Origin of the sequence: Nocardia paucivorans NBRC 100373 (genome assembly GCF_000308675.1) — a bacterium.
Taxonomy (GTDB): domain Bacteria; phylum Actinomycetota; class Actinomycetes; order Mycobacteriales; family Mycobacteriaceae; genus Nocardia; species Nocardia paucivorans.
The window spans coordinates 233,998-251,769 of sequence record NZ_BAGE01000030.1 but is presented as its reverse complement, the minus strand read 5'-3'; the positions used below and the strand labels follow the sequence as shown (position 1 = coordinate 251,769).

Genomic DNA, 17,772 nt, shown 5'->3' with positions numbered 1-17,772 from the left:
CCGGGCACCCACTGACGGATCTGGTCCGCAACGGCCCGCATCCAGTCCGAGGCGGCCACGAACGGCCCCTCGGCACCGGACAGCGCCTGGGTGACGTACGGCGTGCCCGGATCGGTCTCCGGATGCCGCAGAGCCTGCGTCTCCTTCGCCAACGCCTCCCGCCGCAACTCGCTCCAGGACGTCACCGACCACACGTCGGCGGCCACACCCCAGTCCTCGGCGAGCAGCTGCTGGGCGCGCAGACCGTCGGGCACGGTGACCCCGGACACCAGGATCTGCGCCCGCACCTGACCTTCCCCACCTCGCCGGTACAGGTACAGACCCTTCAACAGACCGTCCACATCGAGCCCTTCGGGCTCGGCCGGCTGCTGGTAGGGCTCGTTGTACAGGGTGAGGTAATAGAAGATGTTCTCTCCGCCGAACCCTTCGACACCGGGGGTGCCGCCGTACATGCGGCGCAGACCGTCGCGAACGATATGCGCGATCTCGTAGGAGAACGCCGGATCGTAGGAGACCACCGCCGGGTTGGTGGAGGCCAACAACAACGAATGTCCGTCATTGTGCTGCAACCCCTCACCGGTCAGGGTGGTGCGCCCGGCCGTCGCCCCGAGGACGAACCCGCGGGCCAGCTGGTCGGCCGCGGCCCACAGACCGTCGCCGGTGCGCTGGAACCCGAACATCGAGTAGAAGATGTACAGCGGGATCATCGGCTCGCCATGGGTGGCGTAAGAGGTGCCAACCGCGGTGAACGACGCCGTCGACCCGGCCTCGTTGATGCCCTCGTGCAGGATCTGCCCGACGTTGCTCTCCTTGTAGGCGAGCATCAGCTCCGCGTCGACGGAGGTGTAGAGCTGGCCGTTGCGGTTGTAGATCTTCAGCGACGGGAACCATGAGTCCATACCGAAGGTACGGGCCTCGTCCGGGATGATCGGCACGATCCGCTTGCCGATCTCCTTGTCGCGCAGCAGTTCCTTCATCAACCGCACCAGCGCCATGGTGGTGGCGACATTCTGTTTGCCGGAACCCTTGCGCACCGTCTTGTACACCTCGTCGCCGGGCAGTTTCAGCGGCTTGGCGGTCGTGCGACGCTCCGGCAGGAAACCACCCAGCGCCTTGCGGCGCTCCAACATGTACTGGATCTCCGGGGCGTCCATACCCGGGTGGTAGTACGGCGGCAGATACGGGTCCTTCTCCAGTTCGGCGTCGCTGATCGGGATCCGCTGCAGGTCGCGGAAGTCCTTGAGGTCCTGCAGGGTCAGTTTCTTCATCTGGTGGGTCGCATTGCGACCCTCGAAGTGCTTGCCGAGGGTGTAACCCTTGATGGTCTTGGCCAGGATCACCGTCGGCTGCCCCTTGTGGGCCAGCGCCGCCGCGTACGCCGCGTACACCTTGCGGTAGTCGTGGCCGCCGCGTTTGAGGTTCCAGATCTCCTGATCGGTCAGGTCCTGCACCAACGCCTTGGTGCGCGGATCACGACCGAAGAAATGCTCCCGCACATAGGCGCCGTCATTGGCCTTGTAGGTCTGGTAGTCACCGTCGGGGGTGGTGTTCATCAGGTTCACCAGCGCACCGTCGCGGTCGGCGCCCAACAGCGCGTCCCACTCCCGACCCCAGATCACCTTGATGACATTCCAGCCGGCGCCGCGGAAGAACGACTCCAGCTCCTGGATGATCTTGCCGTTACCGCGCACCGGACCGTCGAGGCGCTGCAGGTTGCAGTTCACCACGAAGGTCAGGTTGTCCAGACCCTCCAGGGCCGCCACATGCGCCAGACCGCGCGACTCCGGCTCGTCCATCTCGCCGTCGCCGAGGAACGCCCACACGTGCTGATCGGAGGTGTCCTTGATACCCCGGTCGTGCAGGTAGTGGTTGAACCGCGCCTGGTAGATGGCGTTCATCGGGCCCAGCCCCATGGACACCGTCGGGTATTCCCAGAAGTCGGGCATCAGCCGCGGATGCGGATACGACGGCAGCCCCTTGCCCAGGCCGCCCTTGCTGTACTCCTGACGGAACCCGTCGAGCCGTTCGGCACTCAGCCGCCCTTCCAGGAACGCGCGGGCATAGATACCCGGCGACGCGTGCCCCTGGATGAAAACCGAGTCACCGCCGCCGGGGTGGTTCTTGCCCCGGAAGAAGTGGTTGAAGCCGACCTCGTACAGCGCCGCCGAGGACGCGTAGGTCGAGATGTGGCCGCCGACCGCGATCCCCGGGCGCTGCGCGCGATGCACCATGATCGCGGCATTCCAACGGATCCAGGCCCGATACCGTCGTTCGGTCTCCTCGTCGCCGGGGAACCACGGTTCGTTTTCGGTCGGAATGGTGTTGACGTAGTCGGTGGAGGTGAGGGCCGGGATCGATACCCGACGCTCACCGGCACGTTCGAGCAGGCGCAGCATCAGATAGCGCGCCCGGCCCGGACCCTCTCGTTCGAGCATGTCGTCGAAGGATTCGAGCCATTCACTGGTTTCCTCCGGATCGATATCCGGTAGGTAGGACGCCACTCCCTCGCGGATCACCCGAACTCGCCCGCCGGGGGTCGTGCCGTTCGCGGCGCGCACAGGGGTGGTATCGGACGCAGCGTGCTCCGCCGGAGCGGAAGAGTGGATCAGATCGGTCAAAACTGCTCCTCGTACAGGGGGTGGTCGAGCTGATGGCTTCGCTAACCCCGGGCGGTCCGCTGGTGTGCGCACCACCCGTCTACGAAATGTCTCGGATGCACCATCCATCCTTGCCGATGGTGCGTCCCAGGTCATCATCGCAGCCGCCGATCCAGTACCGTTCGACAGGCAGGACGCTGGAGTTGTACCGAGGAGTGGGGAGGACGATGAAGTTGCTGGATCCGCGCCGAATAGGGCTGGTGGCCGCCGCGGCGGCTCTGGCCACCGGCGCGACGATCGCGGGATGCGCCGAGCAGATCGACGGCGCGGCCACGCCCAATGCCGGCGACCTGGCGGCCTATAAGAGCGAAGCAGCCTCGTCGTCCGCGGCCGCCACCTCCTCCCGGAAGGCCGCCGCCCGCGACAAGGCCATCGCCGACAACTGCAACCAGTTCCCGATAACCACCGGGGTGGGCGTGACCAAGTACAACGAGTTCGTCGACGCCCACGACTCCAACGCCCCGGACTATGTGTCCAAACGCGACGCCGCGGTCGCCACCCTCGAAGACGCCGCCACCAAGGTCGAAACCGGGGTCAACGCAGCCGGTGAGGACCTGCCCTCGGACCTGGCCGCCAAGTTCACCGAATACGTCGATGCGGCCCGCGCCCTCGCTCGGGCGGCCAAGGAGATGACCTACACCGCCCCCGTCGGTCCGCTCAACGACGCCAGCCGACGGGTGAACGACGCGCGAAACGCCGTCCGGGCGGCCTGCCCCACCTGATCGAGGTATTCGCGCCGGTCAGAGGGCATGTCGAGGCAACAGGCAGAATTCGATTGGCCCGATCGGCTTGCGTTGGGGCCGATAACAATGTTCGCTTGCAGTTATCTGTAGTCGGGAGTTGAGGAGGACGCCACCGTGGTCGCCGCGGCGGACGCGCAGAATTACGCTCAGAAGCTTGGCATCACCCACGGCATGGTTGTCCAGGAGCTGGGCTGGGACGAAGACACCAACGACGACCTGCGGGCCGATGTCGAGGAGGTAATCGGCAGCGAGCTGCTGGACGAGGACTCCGACGAGGTCATCGATGTCGTTCTGCTGTGGTGGCGAGACGGTGACGGCGACCTGGTGGACCAGTTGATGGAGGCGATCGGACCGCTGTCCGAGGACGGCTTCATCTGGGTGCTCACCCCCAAGACCGGCAACCCCGGCCACGTGGACCCCAGCGAGATCGCCGAAGCGGCCCCCACCGCCGGTCTCACCCAGACCTCGGCCGTCAAATTGGGCGAATGGTCCGGCAGCCGCCTGGTTCAGCCCAAGGCGCCGTCGAAGCAGCGCTGACCCGGCCGGAGCCGCCGCCCCCATCCATGATTCGATGGGTTTGCGCTGCCCACGGCACGAACCCGATACGACGGAGGTCCACCCATGCCACTAGAGGTCGGCACTGTTGCGCCGGATTTCACCCTGAAAGACCAGAACAACCAGGAAGTCACCCTGTCGGACTACCGGGGGAAGAAGAACGTCCTGCTGGTGTTCTATCCCCTCGCCTTCACCGGCATCTGCCAGGGTGAGCTGTGCCGGGTTCGCGACGAGCTGCCCAAATTCCAGAACGACAGCACCGAGATCCTCGCCATCTCCGTCGGCCCCTCCCCCACCCACAAGATCTGGGCCGCCGAACAGGGCTACACCTTCCCGCTGCTGTCCGATTTCTGGCCGCACGGCGCCGTCGCCCAGGCCTATGGTGTCTTCAACGAGGACGCCGGAATCGCCAACCGGGGCACCTTCGTGATCGACACCGAGGGAGTCATCCGTTTCGCGGAGATGAACGGCCCCGGCGAGGCCCGTGACCAGGCGGCTTGGGAGAAAGCGCTCGCCGCGCTAGATTCATAGTCCGTTCCCCGGGATCTCCCGGGGCGGCAAGGGCGTATAGCTCAGTGGTAGAGCTCTGGTTTTACACACCAGCGGTCGGCGGTTCGAACCCGTCTGCGCCCACCACCGACCCTCAGGTCGATACTCGTCGTCCGTGTGTTGTCCCTCCCGATCCCGGATGGTTCGGGCCGCCGCCAACGCCGCGGTGTGATACGGGGGCAGCTCTTCGCCGGCCTCGAATATCTCGACAACTCCTCGGCTCACCGCATCATCGACCCTGAACTGGCCGTAGAGATGGGCGGTTCCACCCCGGAGCGAATCCGAGCAGAGGGATACAGACGCTGCTCGGGCAACGCGATATCGTTCGCCAGGTCTTCGCCATGGCTCGATGATCGCCGGTACGATTCCGAAGCACCATCGCCCTACCGGCGGTCTCGCTTCCGACCGCGAGACCATCCGTCCCACTCGATCGAGGTGGGACGGCCACGTGGACGGTAACCGATCTATCCGGCCGTATCACCCGGCCCACGGGACAGGACACCGCGCGGGTTCCGTCCTGGTCCGCGAACGCCCCGCGGCGGTTGGGGATTCGGCAACGGTGGATACGAGCAGCCGATGCAGTGCGAGCACCGGAGCCGTGACCCGATCGGGGGCCATGACGACGCCGGTGAAGGCTTCGGACAGTGCCGCTGCGGGATCGAATCGGCCATCGCGAAAGCTGCGGCCGCACAGTTGCGCGCGCCAGATCCGGAAGTCTGCCACCGTGCGGTGCAGCGATCGCTTCCGATGCGATCCGGCCTGCGCCAGATAGGTGGTGAGCAGCGCTCGCTGCGCCATCGCGCGCGCTCGGAACCCACCGGCCGCGTCCAGTGCCGCGCCGAATTCTCGCACGATACAGGAGTAGACGGGCCGCTCGGCGCACCCGGGCGCGAGGAACCCGGCGTCCTCCTCTGCGGCGATCGCCTGCCGTAGGCATTCGGGGTCGGTGGCCGCTCGGGTGGCCAGGGTGATCCGGGGGGACCGCGTATCACCTTGGAAGTGAGCTGTGTTCCGGCCCGGGAGTTCACCGATGCCGATGGCATCCAGGCGCAGGGCCGGATAGCGGGGAAGCAGATCGTCGACCGCGGCGACGAGTTCGGTCAGCACCTCATCGGGCACCCCGGGTGTGTCGAAACCGAATACCCGTACCTTGTGTCGTTCGGCGAGTTCCCGGGTCAGGCGGGCGGCCACCGACTCGGCACTCTCGGGGGAGCTCGAGCGGGCGAGCTCGACCTTTCGGTTCTGTGGTCGGGCCTCGGGCCGAACCGGGACACGGGGTGGGAGGTCCGATGCGGGGGAAGTGCTGATCCGCGGACTCTTCCGGTCGGTGAGCGGCGGAGACCACGGCAATGGCCTACCCGGATCACCGGGGCCGGTCGACGGTGTCACGTTCTTTTCGGGCCGAGGAGCGACGGTTCGCCCCATCGGATTGCCTCCGGGCCGCGAGGCGACGCTTCGGTCGGACAGGCCGATACCGATGCGCTCGGTATTCGTTCGAGATGTCGGGAGGGGCGTGGTGGACCCGGCGGTTACCACGGGAGTTCCGGCGGTTCCGGTATCGGCCGAAGCGGCGTGGGTCGGCCGGCCGACCGCATGGTCGGGACGGGGACCGGGCGCCGGGGTGGGTTCCACATCACGCGCCATCGGTGAGGTGTCATGCACCGCCGACGAGATGTCGTGCGCTGCCGGCGGAACCGATCGCTGTCGATGCGACGGCTCGGGGGAACCCTGCGGTGGTGGGGTAGTCGGCGCGCCGATGGGCAGCGGCACAGGCCCCGACGGATCACCGAACCCGAGCGAGAGAGCGTCCTGGCGCAGCGGTGCCGCCGAGGCCCTTGAACCGGCTTCGGTGATGTGCCGGGCCGAGGCCAGATCCTGCTCCTCGAAAGCCGCAGTGACAGCACGCAGGTCGTCACCGCGATGTCGGAGTACGCGCGTCAGTTCATCGAGGTCCGACAATGCCCGTCGCTCGTCCGGGAGATAGGTCTCGGCAAAGGCCTTACCGGCATCGTCGTCGCCCCAGGGTTCGCCCGTGGCCTCCACGACCTCATGAAGCCGCTGCAGAATGGCTTCCGCCTCGTTACCGATACGGTCGAACTCGGGTGCGATCGCCCGAAGCTCGCCCGAGTCCATCCAGAATTGCCCACCCATGAAAATGCTCCATGCACATGAGAACCCCTACGCTGCGGGTCACAAGGATAGCTACACCGTCCGGACGGGTTCCCAGTGTCGAGAATTGCTGTGCTGCTGGGGATATGGTCGACCGCCGTACCGATACGACAGCGGGTGGGGGATGAACACCAAGGGGCATGGTGGTGGAGACGACCGCATTGATGGCGGAGGTTCCGGTCGCGCTACGCGACCTGGTGATCGGGCATTTACCACGACTCGACGACCCGGGAACCCGTGCCCGCGGCGATGCATGCATTCGAGCAGGTACGGAGCTCGAGGCGCTCGCCGACGCCTATGAGTACACCGCATTGCGGGGAGCGCAGGCGACCGACAGCGCCACCGGTACCGCCCTGGCCGAAAAAGACCGCTGCACAGTTGAATTCACACGGGCGCAGGCCGCTGTTCTGAAAGATCTGGGACACCAGTGCCATGCCGCCGCCGATGCCGCCGAACGCACCCGACACGTGGTGTATGTCACGGCCATTGTCCTGGCCGCGCAACTGGCCCGAGACGCGGTCCTCTTCTTCTACGGTGGAGGATTCAAGGCTCTGTCCGATCGCCTTGCCGCCGAAGAGGTCATGCGGGCGGCGGTGACCCAACTCGTACGGGTAACGGTCGAGCAGGGCGCCGCCGCTATGACCAGGCGAGAGGCACTGCGAGCGGCGGCGCGGGTGATCGGCAGGACAGCGGGAATCGGCGCCCTGGTCGGCGGGGGAACCGGTGTCGCCGCGCAGGTCTGGGATATCGCGAGCGGGGTCCGTGAGACATTCGACGGTAGAGCGCTGTTGGAACTGACCGCCGCCGGTGCACTCGGTGGAGTCGCCGGCGCCGAGGTCGCTCGCCGACTGGCACCGCGAGTGCTGGGCCGACCGAGTGCCGGTCTCACAACGAACAAGTTCGCTCGCCTGGCCGGGCATCTGGGCGGCACCATGGTACTCGGAAGCGCCGGCGGGTTGGCCGGTGGCGCGGTGAGCACGATTCCGTCCCTGATCATCCACCATGACGAATTCAACGATCTCGGCGAGATGTTCGCGGCGATACGCGACAATATGGTCACCGGTTTCGCCGGCGGATTCGTGGAAGGCGCCGGTCTCGCTCTCCACGCCCACGGCGCGGGCCGAGAAGCACCACGCGGATTCGATACCGAAGAAAATCGGAAACCCGTTTCCCCGCCGGATCTTTCCGCCCTTCCGGACCGGACACCGCCCCGTCCGAAATCCGACGGGCCGGTAACGAAGATCACCGACAGCACTACGACGAGACCGAGTTCCCCGTCGGACGCCACACCATCCGATGGCCGCCCGACCCCCGTCCGGAAGCACACCACCGACGACACCGTGGTGGACTCCGGCACCGGTGTACGACGCCCCACCGACCCTGCCACCCCGGAGTCGTACGGCACGAGCCGGGACGTGACCCAACGGACTCACTCCGATTCCGATACCTCCACTCGGTCCGCCGCCCCATCACGCCGCCCCGAGGGTGCCGAAAAAGCGGCCTCACCCGCTTCGCACACCGATACCCTGACACGCTCCGGCGAACCGACCGCCCCGGCCAGGTCCGCACCGGCCGACATCGCCCCGCCCAAAGCCGTGCCGGCCAAACCGGTACCGGTCGATATCGCCCCCGACAAACCGGTATCGACCGACGCCGGCAGGTCTACCACGGGCCGGCATACCGATAACGCAGACGCAGCCGCGGCCTCACCCTCGTCACCCGAACCGCCGACGACCGTATCGGCCGACCGTACCGGGTCGACAGCGCCGATTGCCACCACATCGCAGATGGGCATGGGCGACGCTCCGCGTTCGCTCGACGCCGATACCGGTCCCATCACCGAGCCGCACGAGACGAGCGGCATGGCCGAACCCGGGGCCGACGGCGACCGGAACGGTGTTCCCGACCACCGGACGGACCGCGATGGTTCCGCCGATGAGACCCGCGACGACAGCGAGCTCGACATCGACGTCGTCGGCGATGCCGACGACCACGTCCCGACGGAATGGACTCCCTCGGTCGAGGTACGCCGAGAAGTCGTGTCGCGGGTCCGTGACCTCCAAAAAGAAGGGATGCAGCAGGTACTGGCCGATCCCCGGCGGGCGCGGGAGGTGATAGCGGAGATGGGCAGGCGGTTCATCGAGGAGAAGGTCCCGTTCAATATCAACGGGGCCCGGGTCGAGCTGCCGCTGTCTCGGGTGTTCCACCCCGATCAACTCGCCTACATGCGCTACACGATCGAACGTTCCATCGCATCCGGATGCGTCCAGTTCAAGATCGGCGAATCGACATTGAACCTCATGCTGAGCCATCCGGAGCAGGTCCGGGCGTCCCTCGATATGTCCTATTCGGATCAACCTCCCGGGTACGAAGCCGGCTGGTTGGACGACAACTACGTCATGCACGCCCAGGATGGTTACCCCCGTGACGGTGGACAGCATGCGTTCCTGCAGGCGGCGCTCCAGCATCTGAACGCCGGCTGGGACGCGCTCGACCCGGTCTGGCGGGATATCGCCACCATCAAGGACGAGCGGTCGGCCGACCGCGCTCCCATTCTCGACGCCATCCCTCCGGAACGTCGGGCGGAGCTGGATCTACCCGCCCACTTCGTCGACGATGGCATAGCGCCCATCGAAGGCGACAAATCGGTGGTGAGCGCCGCGACCAATATGACCAGTGTGCAGCAGGTCATGCGCGGTTTCCTCGACAGCCTGGCCGAACACAGGGATGCGATAGCAGGCATGAGCTGGGCCGATGTCCAGCACGCCTTGATCCAGTCCCCGCAGAAACTCAGCGTGATGGCCGGCGTCACCTTCACCACACTGGGCGAGTTCACCGAACCACGAAACCCACCACGATTCGCCATCACCATCGACGAGAACGCGAAGACGATCACATCGATCGCCATCACCGGCGAGGCGAAGAAGGCCCGGGCCGACACCCGTCCCGGTTTCTGTCCTGGCTTCCAGTCGCTCAGACCGAGTGGCGAGCAAGTGGAGAGCACGACCCGGCAGCTGGAATCCATCGGGAACGTCCTCGATGACAAGCCGAATCGGAGTATCTCCGGCTCCAATACGCTGATGCAGGTGGGAGCCCTGCTGCTACCGCTACTCGCCCGGGACTACCCCGATCTCGGCCTCACCGGCCCCACGATCATCGATCGGGCGATCGAGCGGCGGCGTTCGGAGTCGGAAAGCTCCTGACCCTGCGCGGGTGAACCGCGCGTCTCAACTTGCGCGGTGGCCCGATACAGGCACCGCGGACGGACAACCGTGGACATTCCGCTTCGGGGTGCGACTTCGGTGAACCGGCGTATCCTGTGACGCGCTGCGGCCGTCGCGATATGCAAGCCGTTGCGTCCCAACCATATTGCTCCGATTGACCAGGACGACCATGACCGAACTCGATGACGCCTCGCTCCCGGTGGTGGACACCGAGCGCCCGAGCAGTGCTCGTATCTACGACTATGTGCTGGGCGGTAAGGACAACTACGAGGTGGACCGGCGCGCGGCCGAGCAGGTGACGGCCGCGTTCCCGACCGTCCGCACCGCGGCGCGGCACAACCGGTTCTTCATGCAACGCGCAATCCAGGCGGTCGCCGAGACGGGCGTGATGCAGTTCCTCGATATCGGCACCGGTATTCCCACCGAGCCGAACCTGCACCAGGTGGCGCAGTCGGTGGTCCCCGAGGCGCGAGTGGTGTACGTGGACAACGATCCGATCGTGCTGGCCCATGCCCGTGCCCTGTTGACGGGCACCCAGGACGTACCACCTATATTTCCGCCGACCTGGCCGAACCGGAGAAGATCCTGACCTCTCCCCAACTGAGCGAGACCCTGGATCTCGACAGCCCGGTCGCGCTGAGTCTGGTGGCCGTACTGCACTTCCTGTCCGACGACCGGAACCCCCACGGTGCGGTCGAGACCTTGCTGGACGCATTGGCTCCCGGTTCCTTCCTGATCGCCTCCCACATCACCACCGACTTCGATCCGGAGGGGATGGCCAAAGCCCTCGACGTGTATCGCCAGAGCGGGGTCTACGCCCAGGCCCGCGGGCGGGAAGAATTCACCCGGTTCTTCGACGGGCTGGAGCTGTGGGAACCGGGGGTGGTGTCGGTCAATCGCTGGCGGGCGGGCATTCGGCCACCGGCGTGGCACGACGCACAGGTGAATTGTTGGGGCGCCGTCGGCCGCAAGCCATGAGCCGGCGGGTAACCGCGGGACACGGCGGCGAACAGACCCTCTTCGAGCCCTTTCCCGATATCGCCCCCTACGATCACGGGCTGCTCGATGTCGGGGACGGCAATCGTATCTACTGGGAGACCAGCGGTAACCCCGATGGCATACCGGCGCTGGTGGTGCACGGCGGGCCGGGTGGCGGAGGGCGGCGCGGGGCGCGGAAAACGTTCGATCCGGACGTGTTCCGCATCGTGCTCTTCGATCAGCGCGGCTGCGGCGAAAGCGAACCGCACGCCTCCGATCCGTCGGTCGACATGGCCCACAACACCACCGAGCATCTGCTCGCGGATATGGAACGACTGCGCGAGCACCTGGGAATCGAGCGCTGGCTGCTCTACGGCGGCTCGTGGGGGTCCACGTTGAGCCTGGCCTATGCGCAGCGTCATCCGGAGCGGGTCACCGGGATCGTCCTGGTGGGTGTCACGATGACCAGGCCCGAGGAGATCGACTGGCTCTACCGGGGCGTGGGCCGGCTGCTACCCGAGGAATGGGAGCGGTTTCGCGCGGGGGTGCCCGCGCGGTGGCGGGACGGCGACCTGGTCGAGGCGTATCGGCAGCTCATGGAGGACCCTGATCCCCTGGTTCGGGAACGGGCGGCACGCGAGTGGTGTCGGTGGGAGGACGCGGTGATCGCGCACGAAAGCCTCGGCGCCCCCGGACAATACAGCGCCAAGCCGGATGCGGATCTGATGGCGTTCGTCCGGATATGCACCCACTATTTCGCGCACGCCGCCTGGTTGGAGGACGGTCGGCTGCTCCGGGACGCGCACCGGCTGGCCGGTATACCCGGCGTGCTCGTACACGGAAAACTCGATCTGTCCGCGCCACTGCGCACCGCCTGGGAGCTGGCCCGGGCCTGGCCCGACGCGGAGCTGGTGGTGGTCGAGGATTCCGGGCACACCGGCAGCCCGGCCATGCGGTCGGCCGTGCTCGAGGCGGTTGCCCGATTCGGCGGTAAGGCGGCCACACCGGACACCAGGTGACCGGTGTGGCCGGTTACCCCACGTCCCGACGCAGCCAGGTGATCTCGGCACCTTCGCTGCCCATGCGGTACACCTCCAGGTCTTCGTCCCACGGGGTGCCCAGGGCCCGGTCGAGTTCGGCGGCGAGATCGTAACCGGAGCGTTTGTCGAGTTCCCGGGCCGCGTGCAGCATGGCACGCAACCGCATTTCGCCGATCATGACATCGCCGTTGGCGCTCGTGGAGCCGTGCCAGAGCCCCAGGGCGGGAACGAAACTGTAGCGTTCGCCGTCGACGCCGTCGCTGGGGTCCTCGGTGACCTCGAAACGCAGGACCGGCCAGGAGCGTAACGCCTGCGCGATCCGGGATGCCGTCCCGACGGGACCGATCCATTCGCCGGCTGCTCGGAGTTGTCCCGCGGCAGCGGGTTGCGCGGTCCACCGCAGCTTGGTCGGGGTGCCGAGAGCGGCAGCCAGCGCCCACTCGATATGCGGGCACAACGCGGCGGGCGACGAATGGATGTAGACCACACCCGCCGTCGCCTTCGCGAACTGACTCGATCCGCGCACCACCTACACCTCCGATTCGACGAGTAACGTCTTCCCCAACGGCTCGTCGACGGGGGGCGTTGCCCGAGTGTACTCGAGTGTCCGGTGTTACACGTGTTACTTCGCTGCCGTGTCCTGTGAACGTGTTGTTTCGGCAATGACGGCGTCACTGAACGGCGGCCACCCCCGCCGCGCCCAGTCCCCGAAATTCTCGTCGCTCAAGGCGACACAACCCACCCGAATCTCCGGATCGACCCATAGGAATGTGCCCGATTGACCGAAATGTCCGTATGTTCGTGGCGAATTGGTGGCACCGGTCCAGTGCGGCGACTTACCGTTGCGAATCTCGAAACCGAGCCCCCAGTCATTGGGGCGTTGCGATCCGAAACCGGGCAGGACCCCATTGCTGCCGGGGAACTGGACGGTGGTGGCCTCGGCATGCGTCTGCGCCGAGATCAGGTGGGGATCGAGCAGTTCGGCGACGAAGCGCAGTAGATCGGCAACGGTGGAGCGGGCGGCGTGTCCGGCCGAACCGGCCAGAACCGACGAGGACATACCGAGCGGTTCGAATACCGCTTGGCGCAGGTACTCGTCGAAGGCGATACCGGTCTGCTCGGCGACGAAATCGGCCAAGACCTCGAAGCCCGCGCTGGAATAGATGCGTCGGGCACCGGGGCGGGCCATGACATCGGTGGTGTCGAAGGCCAACCCGGAGGTGTGGGCAAGAAGATGGCGGACGGTGGAACCCGGTGGCCCGGCGGGCTGGTCGAGTTCGATTGCACCCTCTTCGATCGCAACCAGCACCGCGTAGGCGGCCAGCGGCTTGGTCACCGAGGCGAGCGGGAACACGCGGTCGATATCACCGGCGGTCGCCCCGGTATCCGGGGTGACCACACCCGCAGCCGCATGCCGAACCGGCCAGTCCTGGATCTTGTCGAGTGCGCGCACATCCCGAGCCTACGAGACCTCCCATCCCCTCCACCACGACGCCCCCTCACCCGGCGTGGAACACCCGATTCCTCCCGGCCGCCACCGCATTCCCCTCCCCTGGGCCACACCGGCGAGGCCCGCCACGGCCGGTTCGACCAGGTGTTCGAGGTGGTTCACGGGGGTTCCGGTAGCCAGTCACGCACCGGGTCGTACTCCAACCATCGACTTCGCCTCGCCTCCGCGGCGCAGGCGGCGAGTAGATCGTCCAGTCCCGGATGCTCGTTACCGGTGCGCCACAGCAACGACCAGGCATACAGCGGAGTGGGATCGACCAGCGGAACGGAACACAGCCCGGGAATCTCGGGCAAGGGCACATCGGCGGGCAGCAAGGAGAAGCGGTCGGGCGCCTCCGCCACCTCGGTGAGGAAATGTGTGAGGCCCAGATTCACACTCGCGACCCGGTTTCCGATATCGAACCGGTCGGCGAACCGGTGGAGGAAATCGAGTCGGTCCAGCGCACCGGGCGCCCACAACACGTCGGCCCGCAGCTGATCCGGTCGTAGCGCCGGTTCGGCCGCGAGCGGATGGTTCGCGCTCAGTACGACATCCACCGGTTCGAGGCGAACGAGACGGTATGTCAGATCGGGGTGCAGCGGAGAATGGACCCGGCCGAAGGCCACATCGATATCACCGTTCAACAGGGCCGCCGTCACCGAGGGCAGATCACGCCCGTGCCCCGGCACCAATTCCCCGGCGTGTCCGGCGACCTGCGCCAGGGTGCGCATCGGCGCATAGAGGTGTCCCCAGAAGTCGACGCGGAGCGGACGATCCTTTCCGGACACCACGGCGATCGCGGTGTCGACGGCGGCGAGGGCCTGGCGGGCCGGACGGAGAAAACGCCGCCCCGACTCGGTGAGACCGATCCCACTGCCCCCGCGCCGGAACAATGCGGTACCGAGCAGGGATTCCAACCGCGCGATCCGCTTGGACAGCGCCTGTTGGGAGATGGCGAGCGTCTCGGCCGCGCGCCCGAAGTGCAGTTCCTCGGCGGCGCGCACGAAGGCACGCAGTTGCGCCGTGTCGAGATCCACGGCTCTCACCATAGGCGACAACCAGAAGTTGTCGATCTCGCTCGCTGGTTGTTGGATCGCGGGGCAGGCCCGAGGGTTCCATCGTCGGTATGCGAAGACTGATTCCCACGGGGGACGCGGCGCGTCCGGTCACCTTCGCCGAGGTCCCCCAACCCGTCCCGGAGCGGGATGAGGTATTGATCAAGGTCGAGGCGTTCGCGCCGAACCGGGGCGAGACATTTCTCCTCGAATATCCGCGGCCGGGGCTGCTACCGGGCAAGGACATCTCGGGGATCGTCGTGCAGGCCGCCGCGGACGGCTCGGGTCCCGGTATCGGCGCCCGGGTGGTCGGGCATCCAGCGCAGGGCGGCTGGGCCGAGTACGCCACCGTGCCCACGCATTCCGTCGCAACCCTCCCGGACGATATCGACAGCGTCCGGGCCGCAGCCCTACCCCTGGCGGGGATCACCGCCCTACGACTACTTCGCACGGCCGGTCCCCCGATCGGCCGGCGGATGCTGGTGACCGGCGCTTCGGGGGGCGTCGGCCACTACGTCACCGAACTGGCCGTGGCGGCCGGGGCCGAGGTGACGGCGGTAACGGCCACCGCGGCGCGCGGCGCGCGACTCGAGGACATGGGCGCGCGAGTGGTGCACGACATCGCGTCGGCCGAAGGGCCGTTCGATGTCGTGCTGGAGTCCACGGGCGGGGCCGCCCTCCCGGTCGCGCTTGCCAAAACTCGCCCCGACGGCCTGCTCATATGGTTCGGGCAGGCGAGCCGGTGCCCGGTGAACCTCGATTTCTTCGAACTCCTCTCCGGGCCCGAGCGGGTCACTATCCAACATTTCCACTACGCCGGCGCCCCCTATGGCCCTGATCTCGCGACTTTGGTGCGTCTGGTGCAAAGAGGTCTGCTGCACCCGGAGATCGGCCGGATCGCCCCCTGGGCGGACACCGCCGACACACTGGTCGACCTGCGAGAACGCCGAATACGCGGCAAAGCCGTGTTGATGACGGGAGAACAACGATGAGTATCGCCGAATTCGTCGCGACCCAATGGACCCGTGCCACCGGTGCGGGGCTCGATCCCCATGAGTTCCGACGTGTCACCGACGGTCTGACCTCTGTCGCCGACTGGGGGCCGGCCTTCATCCGTACCGCGCACACCTATCGTCGGCGCGCCGAGGAGGCGGGGTCATCCGTTTCCGCCGGCGAGCATCTGCTGATGGCGGCCCGATGGTTTCACGTGGCCACCTTGTCGCACCACCCGGAGGCCGAGCACGCCGCCGCCGAGGCGGATAACGCCCTGGATAACGCGATCACGCTGTTGGAACCCGAGGCCCGGCGCGTGAGCGGTGAGGGATTCACCGGGTGGCTGCGCGGCCCCTCCGACGCACTCGGCACCGTGATCATCATCCCCGGTCTGGACTCGGCCAAAGAAGAGTTTCTCGACCTGGCGTCCGCGCTGCTGGCCCGCGGACTGGCGGTGTTCGCCATGGACGGCCCCGGACAGGGTGTCCTCGCGTCCACGACGACGCTCCGGCCGGATTACGAGCAGGTCGTCGGTCGGGTCATCGATGCACTCGACGTCGATCGCGTCGCGCTCGTCGGGCTGAGTCTGGGCGGTTACTTCGCGGCCCGGACCGCGGCCCTGGAACCACGGGTGGCGGCGGTCGCCACCGTCAGCGGCCCCTTCCGCCTCGACTGGGACGAACTACCCGAATTCCTACGCGATATCATGACCCGCCGTACCGGAGGGCATCGAGCCGCTCGGGCATTGGCCGACCAGGTGGATCTCACCTCCCTGGCCCCGCGCATCACGAGCCCGTTGCTGGTCGTGGATGGAGGACGAGACATCGTCGCCGGAGCGACCAATGGCGAACCACTGGCCCGGTCGGCCCGGCAGGGCACCTACCTGTGTGTTCCGCACGGCGACCACCTCCTCGGTAACGCCCGCTCCGATTGGCTGCCCCACCTCTGCGATTACATCGCCCGAGCGTTGACGGAGGCACCGACACGAATCGTTTCGTCGGGAAAACCGTCCTCGTCATCGGCGGCTCGATAGGGGAGGTACCCACCCGATGAACGGCTCCTCCACCAGAGTGGAGGAGCCGTCACGATACATCCGCTACGTCCGGTCGGCGTCGGTGTACTTGATGATGCCGCGAATGTTCTTGCCGTCCAGCATGTCCTGGTAGCCCTGGTTCACATCCTCCAGGGAGTAGGTGCGCGTGACCATATCGTCCAGGTTCAGCTGCCCCGCCTTGTACATCGACAGCAGACGCGGAATGTCCTGGCGGGCATTACCGCCGCCGAAGATGCAACCCTTGACCGTCTTCTGCAGCATGCACAGCAGGAAGTTGTTCATCTTGACATCGAAGGCGTCCATCCGGCCCATGGACGTGACGACCAGGGTGCCGGCCTTTGCGGTGAGGGTGAGACCTTCCTCGATGTACTCGCCCCGCATCTCGCCCATGGTGAGGATGACCTTCTCGGCCATCCGACCCTCGGTCGCCTCCATCAAGGGCCCGATGGCCTCGGCCATACCGCGGTAGGTGTGGGTGGCGCCGAACTTCTTGGCCTGTTCCAGTTTCCACGGGACCGGGTCGATGGCGACGACCTTCTGCGCCCCGGAGAGCACCGCGCCCTGTAGCGCGCTCATCCCGACCCCGCCGATACCGGCGATGACCACCGTATCGCCGGGCATCACATTGGCGACGTGGGTGGAGGAACCGAAACCGGTGGGCACCCCGCAGCCCACCAGGCAGGCCACCTCGAACGGGATGTCGGGGTCGATCTTGACCACCGAGGAGTAGTGCACGGTCATATACGGCGAGAAGGTTCCGAGCAGACACATCGGGATGACGTTCTGACCGCGGGCCTGGATGCGGTAGCTGCCGTCACTGATGGACTGCCCGGAGAGCAGGCCCATGCCCAGGTCGCACAGGGCCATATGCCCGGCCACGCACGCCGGACAGCGACCGCAGGCGGGGATGAACGACAGCACCACGTGATCGCCGACGGCGAGGTCGGGCGGGGTGCCGGGGCCCAGTTTGGTGATGATGCCCGCACCTTCGTGGCCGCCCATGGCCGGGAACGAGGGCATCGGGGTGGCGCCGGTGACCATGTGATGGTCGGAGTGGCACATGCCGGCGGTTTCCAGCTGGATCTGCACCTCACCGGCACGGGGGTCACCGAGTTCGATTTCCTCCACGGACCACGGCTCGTCGATCCCCCACAGGATCGCACCCTTCGTCTTCATTCGCGTCCGACCTCTCGCATGCGTGGACTTTCATGTGACGGCCTCCACACTACGACATTAACTGGAACACGTTCTAGTGGATGAGAAAGA

13 protein-coding genes, 1 tRNA gene and 1 pseudogene are annotated in these 17,772 nt (G+C 66.7%); 9 read left to right on the top strand and 6 right to left on the bottom strand.

Going from position 1 to position 17,772, the window contains the following annotated elements:
• Positions 1-2,618: pyruvate dehydrogenase (acetyl-transferring), homodimeric type (gene aceE, locus ON32_RS07300; RefSeq protein ID WP_040789761.1), on the bottom strand; the 2,618-nt coding region annotated here is incomplete at its 3' end.
• Positions 2,619-2,824: 206 nt separating this feature from the next.
• Here aceE and ON32_RS30500 point away from each other — a divergent pair.
• The 4 genes from ON32_RS30500 to ON32_RS07280 all read left to right on the top strand — a co-directional run bounded on the left by ON32_RS30500 (position 2,825) and on the right by ON32_RS07280 (position 4,591).
• Complete coding sequence (locus tag ON32_RS30500; protein ID WP_040789759.1) at positions 2,825-3,379, top strand: Rv2240c family protein; 555 nt, start codon at positions 2,825-2,827, stop codon at positions 3,377-3,379.
• 135 nt (positions 3,380-3,514) lie between these two features.
• Positions 3,515-3,937 carry a DUF3052 domain-containing protein gene (locus tag ON32_RS07290; protein WP_040789757.1) on the top strand — a complete coding sequence of 141 codons (423 nt, stop codon included), beginning with the start codon at positions 3,515-3,517 and terminating at the stop codon, positions 3,935-3,937.
• An 84-nt stretch (positions 3,938-4,021) separates the two neighbouring features.
• The gene (locus ON32_RS07285) at positions 4,022-4,486 is read left to right on the top strand and encodes a peroxiredoxin (protein ID WP_040789754.1); all 465 of its coding nucleotides are present in this window, start codon (positions 4,022-4,024) and stop codon (positions 4,484-4,486) included.
• 30 nt (positions 4,487-4,516) lie between these two features.
• Positions 4,517-4,591, top strand: a tRNA-Val gene (locus tag ON32_RS07280).
• 390 nt (positions 4,592-4,981) lie between these two features.
• Here the strand turns inward: ON32_RS07280 and ON32_RS07270 are convergent.
• On the bottom strand, positions 4,982-6,655 hold the full coding sequence (locus ON32_RS07270; RefSeq protein ID WP_040789750.1) for a hypothetical protein: 1,674 nt from the start codon (positions 6,653-6,655) through the stop codon (positions 4,982-4,984).
• A gap of 158 nt (positions 6,656-6,813) precedes the next feature.
• Between ON32_RS07270 and ON32_RS07265 the strand changes: the two genes are divergently transcribed.
• From ON32_RS07265 to pip, 3 genes and pseudogenes are all read left to right on the top strand, one after another.
• Positions 6,814-9,876, top strand: coding sequence for a hypothetical protein (locus ON32_RS07265; protein ID WP_040789747.1), 3,063 nt, complete (start codon positions 6,814-6,816; stop codon positions 9,874-9,876).
• 190 nt (positions 9,877-10,066) lie between these two features.
• A pseudogene (locus ON32_RS30785) lies at positions 10,067-10,875 on the top strand (SAM-dependent methyltransferase).
• The gene (pip, locus tag ON32_RS07255) at positions 10,872-11,894 is read left to right on the top strand and encodes a prolyl aminopeptidase (RefSeq protein WP_051132949.1); all 1,023 of its coding nucleotides are present in this window, start codon (positions 10,872-10,874) and stop codon (positions 11,892-11,894) included. Before ON32_RS30785 ends, pip begins: the two are co-directional and overlap by 4 nt.
• Positions 11,895-11,907: 13 nt before the next feature.
• Here pip and ON32_RS07250 read toward each other — a convergent pair whose 3' ends face one another.
• The 3 genes from ON32_RS07250 to ON32_RS07240 all read right to left on the bottom strand — a co-directional run bounded on the left by ON32_RS07250 (position 11,908) and on the right by ON32_RS07240 (position 14,441).
• Positions 11,908-12,441 carry a DUF3145 domain-containing protein gene (locus tag ON32_RS07250; protein WP_040789882.1) on the bottom strand — a complete coding sequence of 178 codons (534 nt, stop codon included), beginning with the start codon at positions 12,439-12,441 and terminating at the stop codon, positions 11,908-11,910.
• 96 nt (positions 12,442-12,537) lie between these two features.
• Positions 12,538-13,368: a serine hydrolase domain-containing protein gene (locus ON32_RS07245; protein ID WP_040789745.1), complete on the bottom strand. Its 831-nt coding sequence runs from the start codon at positions 13,366-13,368 to the stop codon at positions 12,538-12,540.
• Positions 13,369-13,523: 155 nt separating this feature from the next.
• A complete protein-coding gene (locus ON32_RS07240; RefSeq protein WP_040789743.1) occupies positions 13,524-14,441 on the bottom strand; it encodes a LysR family transcriptional regulator in 918 nt (305 codons plus the stop codon).
• Positions 14,442-14,530: 89 nt separating this feature from the next.
• On the opposite strand from ON32_RS07240, the gene ON32_RS07235 reads away from it, so the two are divergent.
• Both ON32_RS07235 and ON32_RS07230 read left to right on the top strand, forming a co-directional pair.
• Positions 14,531-15,451: a zinc-binding dehydrogenase gene (locus tag ON32_RS07235; protein ID WP_040789742.1), complete on the top strand. Its 921-nt coding sequence runs from the start codon at positions 14,531-14,533 to the stop codon at positions 15,449-15,451.
• Positions 15,448-16,485 (top strand): alpha/beta hydrolase family protein, encoded by a 1,038-nt coding sequence (locus ON32_RS07230; RefSeq protein ID WP_051132948.1) that lies wholly within the window; start codon positions 15,448-15,450, stop codon positions 16,483-16,485. The genes ON32_RS07235 and ON32_RS07230 overlap by 4 nt, the downstream gene beginning before the upstream one ends.
• A gap of 63 nt (positions 16,486-16,548) precedes the next feature.
• Here the strand turns inward: ON32_RS07230 and ON32_RS07225 are convergent, their stop codons facing one another.
• Positions 16,549-17,682 carry an NDMA-dependent alcohol dehydrogenase gene (locus ON32_RS07225; protein WP_040789740.1) on the bottom strand — a complete coding sequence of 378 codons (1,134 nt, stop codon included), beginning with the start codon at positions 17,680-17,682 and terminating at the stop codon, positions 16,549-16,551.
• Positions 17,683-17,772 lie beyond the last annotated feature (90 nt).